Origin of the sequence: Mycolicibacterium flavescens (assembly GCF_001722335.1) — a bacterium.
GTDB lineage: Bacteria > Actinomycetota > Actinomycetes > Mycobacteriales > Mycobacteriaceae > Mycobacterium > Mycobacterium flavescens.
Genome location: NZ_MIHA01000049.1, coordinates 1 through 4,362 on the forward strand (window position 1 = coordinate 1; position 4,362 = coordinate 4,362).

Consider the following 4,362-nt stretch of genomic DNA (forward strand, 5'->3'; position numbering starts at 1 on the left):
CTGATGAGTTGACCGTGCGCTCGAATCTCTTGTTCTTCCGCAGCCGCGGAGACAGCGGCCGCTGGGAGTTGCTGTCGGCCGAACGGGTCGACGTGTTGCGCCGGACCGACGATTCGCTGCGGCTCGCCCGGCGCGAGGTGTTGCTCGACCACTCGACGTTGCCTATCGACAACCTGTCGGTAGTCCTGTAGGGCCAGCTCCGCTCACCACCTCCTTCGTGGATATCGCCGATTCCAGAAAGGGCCCAACCATATGACCACCGAAACAACCGAGACGGACTTGATCGAGATGTTGGTGAAGGCGTGACTGGCGTTATGGGTGACCTGGATGTGTCGGTCCAAGAATGCGACGTCCTGGTAGTGGGTGGGGGAATTGGCGGAGTGCGGGCAGCACTACGGGCCGCGGAGTTGGGGTCGTCGGTGATTCTGGTGGAGAAAGCGGTGGTGTCTCGGGCAGGGCCGATGACGTATGTCCACAGCCAATACGCCCCTGATCACCGGGTGCAGGGTGAGGAGATGACGGAGTGGGCGCGCGAGTTCGTGGTGGGCAGCAATTATTTGGCCGATCAGGATTGGGTGCAGCAGTACATAGCCGAGGCCTATGACAGGGTTAACGAGCAGATCGAGTGGGGTGTGCCCTATTCCACTCATGAGGATGGGTCGCTGAAGTATGTGACGGTCCGCGGCCACAACCTTGGCACGACGCTGGGTGTGGATGGTCGCGTGTGTATGGAGATCCTCAAGGAGAGGATGAAAGCGGCGGGGGTGCGACTGTTCGAGCGGGTCGATGTGATCGATCTGCTGACCACCGACGGGTGTCGGCCCACCGCTGGTGCGGTGTGCGGTGCGGTGGGGGTAAATGTTGTCACTGGCCAGTGTCATGTCTTTACGGCGGGCAGCGTCATCCTCAACACCGGCCCTTGGTACCCAAAGCTGCATTACGCGTTCGCCGACCATTGCAGCGGGGAAGGTCATGTGGCGGCCTGGCGAGTGGGTGCCGAGTTCGCCGGCATGGAATTCGGCCAGTTCGCTGCCTGGAGTTACTTCAATCGGTCATTCTTCACACCGGGTCAAGCCAAGATTCAGGGGATCGGTGGCAAGTTCTGCAACGCGGCGGGCGAGTACTTCATGGACCGCTATGACCCGATCTGGGGCGATAAGGGCGGGTTGTTCACCATCGCGCGCGCGATCATGACCGAGATGGTGGAGGGCCGAGGGCCGTGCTATCTCGACTTGCGTCACGTACCACAGGCGGATCTTGAGGTGCTGTATGAAGTGTCTCCGACGGTGCGGCGCGCCTTTACCGAGTTTGAGGTCGATCCCTCCACTGACCTGCTGGAGGTGACCCCGTTCATCGTGCTCGGCACGAGCAGCACCAGCGGTCCCACGATCGACCTGGACGGAGCCACCACAGTGCCCGGCCTGTACGCGGCCGGGTATGGCACGGCGTGTCCCCATTTGATGTCGGGAATTTCTGGCAGCGGGATCTCGAGCTTCTCGGCTGTTGCGGGGTACCGGGCGGGCACTGCGGCGGCGGCGCGCGGTGGTCACGCGGTAGCGCGCAGTGTGTGGGAGAACCAGGCACAGGAGAGCTTCGCTGAGTATTTCGCGCCGATGCGTCGGCTGCGGCAGGTCCGGCCGGTGGATGTGTGGAAAGCCATCGGCGAGGCGACGGCCAATCCGGCATTCGCATTGTTCAAGTCGGAGGCACGGATCGATTCAGCGCTCGCTGAGCTGTACCGGATCCGGGATCGGGTACTGCGTTACGTTTTCGCGCCGGACTATCAAGAACTTAAGAAGGCGCATGAGGTGCGCGCATACCTGACGTTGGCGATCATCACCTGTGAGGCGATGAAGCGGCGCACCGAAAGTCGCGGGGAGCTGTTTCGTATCGACTACCCCTACGCCGACAACGATGAGTGGCTGAAGTGGCTGCTCGTGCGCCGGGGCAGCGGCGGTGAATTCGATCTGCAGTTCAGCGAACGCGACCTGCCGATCCAGTCGTGGCCGGTGCAGGCCCCGCCCGGCCGCCATCCAAGTCCATATACCGTGCCGCAAGGCTACCGTGAGGAGGCGGCGGTTCAGTGATCGAAAGCATCGACGAAACAACGTGCGACGGGTGCAACGTCTGCATCGACAGCTGCCCAACCGGGGTGATCCGGCTGGTGGAGGGCGACGAACCGTGGGCCACGACCAAGTGGCGAGCCAAGATCATCTACCCCAACGACTGTCATTCCTGTCGGTTGTGCGCAATCGATTGCCACGTGGACGCGATCGTTGTCAGCCACGCACTAGTGATCCCCGACCCCTTCCTCCCCGGCGTAGAGGCCCTCGACGGCAGCCGCGACGCTCCGCCCGACGAAAAGAAAACTTGATGTCCATCAGAACAGCGCAAGCCGGGTGTGTTCGGCGTCGGCAAGGTCCCGGCTACGGGGTCAGGCGATGATGACCGCCCGATGCGGCCGGCGCCGGATTCGGCACTTATCTGGCGGTCGCCGGGCGATCCTCCGATGACCCAGACATGGCTCCCACAAATCAACCGTTCCCCGCAGGAAAGTTAGGACTTCGGCATGATCAACGCAAACCTCATCATCAACGGACGTGAGGAAACATCCGACCGGACGATCGACGTCGTTAGCCCGGCTGATATCCGGGTACTGCTCGGTTCGGTCCCAGACGCCGCGCCCGGGCAGGTCGACGAAGCGGTCGCAGCGGCCGCAATGGCGTTCCCAGAATGGTCATCGCGGCCCCTGGAAGAACGCCAGGGAGCACTACTTGCCGCCGCAGGCACGATCCACGACATGATCGAGGAATATGCACCGATCCTGAGCCGGGAGAACGGAAAGATCCTCGAAGAGTCGCACGTCGACCTCGAATTCGCGTCGGGCATTTGCGGCTACACCGCAGGCATTTCGGCTGAAATCCTTGCAGACCAACAGATTCGCGACACCGGGGGCACGACCCTGATCCGCCGCCGCCCAATCGGGCCCGTGGCCGCCATCACGCCGTGGAACTTCCCGGTGGTCCTGGCATTCATGAAGCTGGCGCCCGCGCTCGTCGCCGGCAACACAGTCGTCTTAAAGCCGGCGGCAAACTCCCCGTTGGTTCTCGCCGAGATCATCCGAGCCCTCCAACAGCACTTCCCTCCGGGCGTGCTCAACATGGTCACCGGAGGCGACGCGGTCGGCGAAGCACTCGTCGCTCACCCGAGAATTCGCAAGATTGGTTTCACCGGCGGCATCGATACCGGGCGCAAAGTTATGGCCGCGGCCGCGCGCGACATCAAGCGGGTGACGCTCGAGCTGGGCGGAAACGACCCGGCGATCCTCCTCGACGATGTCGACCTTTCGCCAGAGACTATGCGGCAGATCGTAAAAGGCGCGTTCGCGACCACCGGCCAGGTGTGCTTCGGTCTCAAACGTATCTACGTGCCGACCCGCATCCACGACCGCTTCGTGGAAGCGTTCTCAGCCGCCGTGGATGAAATCGTCGTCGGGCCCGGCGACGACCCCCGAGTCACCATGGGGCCGCTGAACAACGCTCAGCAGAAGAACCTCGTCGAGAAGATCGTGGACGACGCGCGCGCGAGCGGCGCGACCGTCACCACCCTCGGGCAGCGGCTCGATTCGGCGGCCTGGGACCACGGCCACTTCATGATGCCCAGCGTGGTCACTGCGGCTGATCCCCGCCTCGCAATCGTCGAAGAGGAACAGTTCGGTCCGGTAGTGCCCGTGCTGAAATACGACGAACTCGACGACGTGATCCGGCTCGTGAATCAATCGCAATACGGGCTTGCCGCCTCGATCTGGACGTCAGATGAAGAGCGGGCGTTCCTGCTTGGCCGTCGGTTCGACACCGGCTCCGTCTTCATCAACAGCCACACCTTCACCTCCCTCGACCCCCGCGCACCCTTCGGTGGGGCGAAAGCGAGCGGCTTGGGACGCGAATTCTCTCCAGCCAGCCTGGATTCCTACACCGAATTACAAACAATCAGCCGTCGCATCGGGCCCCCAGGCCCTCCGCTGTCCTGAGTCCGGCGGGGAGCCTGACCAACATATTCGTCACGGTCGTAGATCAGCGACGACGACGCGGCGGTATCGATGCATACAGGTAACTTCGCCGACGGTGTGAAGGCGTGGCGGCGCATGCTTCGGCAGGGATGCCCCCATTAATGATCCATTCCGGCCCAAACGTTCGCGGCGATTCGACCCTCCTAACGTAGAGACCGCCAATAGTGGGACTGTCGCGGTAACGGTGTAAACGGCCTGATCGGCCCCGGTGTGTCGGGGCCGGAAAGGTCGCGTGATGACCGAAACTGTCGTGGCTGTGGAGCCATCGCAGAATCCCGATGATGAGGCCGCCG

4 protein-coding genes are annotated in these 4,362 nt (G+C 62.8%); all 4 read left to right on the top strand.

The window, feature by feature from the left end:
* On the top strand, positions 1-191 hold a 191-nt coding region (locus BHQ18_RS28720), incomplete at its 5' end, for an aromatic-ring-hydroxylating dioxygenase subunit beta (protein ID WP_234794333.1).
* Positions 192-314: 123 nt separating this feature from the next.
* On the top strand, positions 315-2,087 hold the full coding sequence (locus BHQ18_RS28725; RefSeq protein WP_011559041.1) for an FAD-binding protein: 1,773 nt from the start codon (positions 315-317) through the stop codon (positions 2,085-2,087).
* Positions 2,084-2,374, top strand: coding sequence for a 4Fe-4S dicluster domain-containing protein (locus tag BHQ18_RS28730; RefSeq protein WP_069417028.1), 291 nt, complete (start codon positions 2,084-2,086; stop codon positions 2,372-2,374). The genes BHQ18_RS28725 and BHQ18_RS28730 overlap by 4 nt, the downstream gene beginning before the upstream one ends.
* A gap of 195 nt (positions 2,375-2,569) precedes the next feature.
* Entirely contained in the window at positions 2,570-4,030 is a 1,461-nt protein-coding gene (locus BHQ18_RS28735) for an aldehyde dehydrogenase family protein (protein ID WP_069417029.1), read from the top strand.
* Positions 4,031-4,362 lie beyond the last annotated feature (332 nt).

Bases quoted from the DNA above. Each gene is read 5' to 3' on its own strand.
- BHQ18_RS28735 (WP_069417029.1), top strand. From the start codon at position 2,570: ATGATCAACGCAAACCTCATCATCAACGGACGTGAGGAAACATCCGAC.
- BHQ18_RS28725 (WP_011559041.1), top strand. From the start codon at position 315: ATGGGTGACCTGGATGTGTCGGTCCAAGAATGCGACGTCCTGGTAGTG.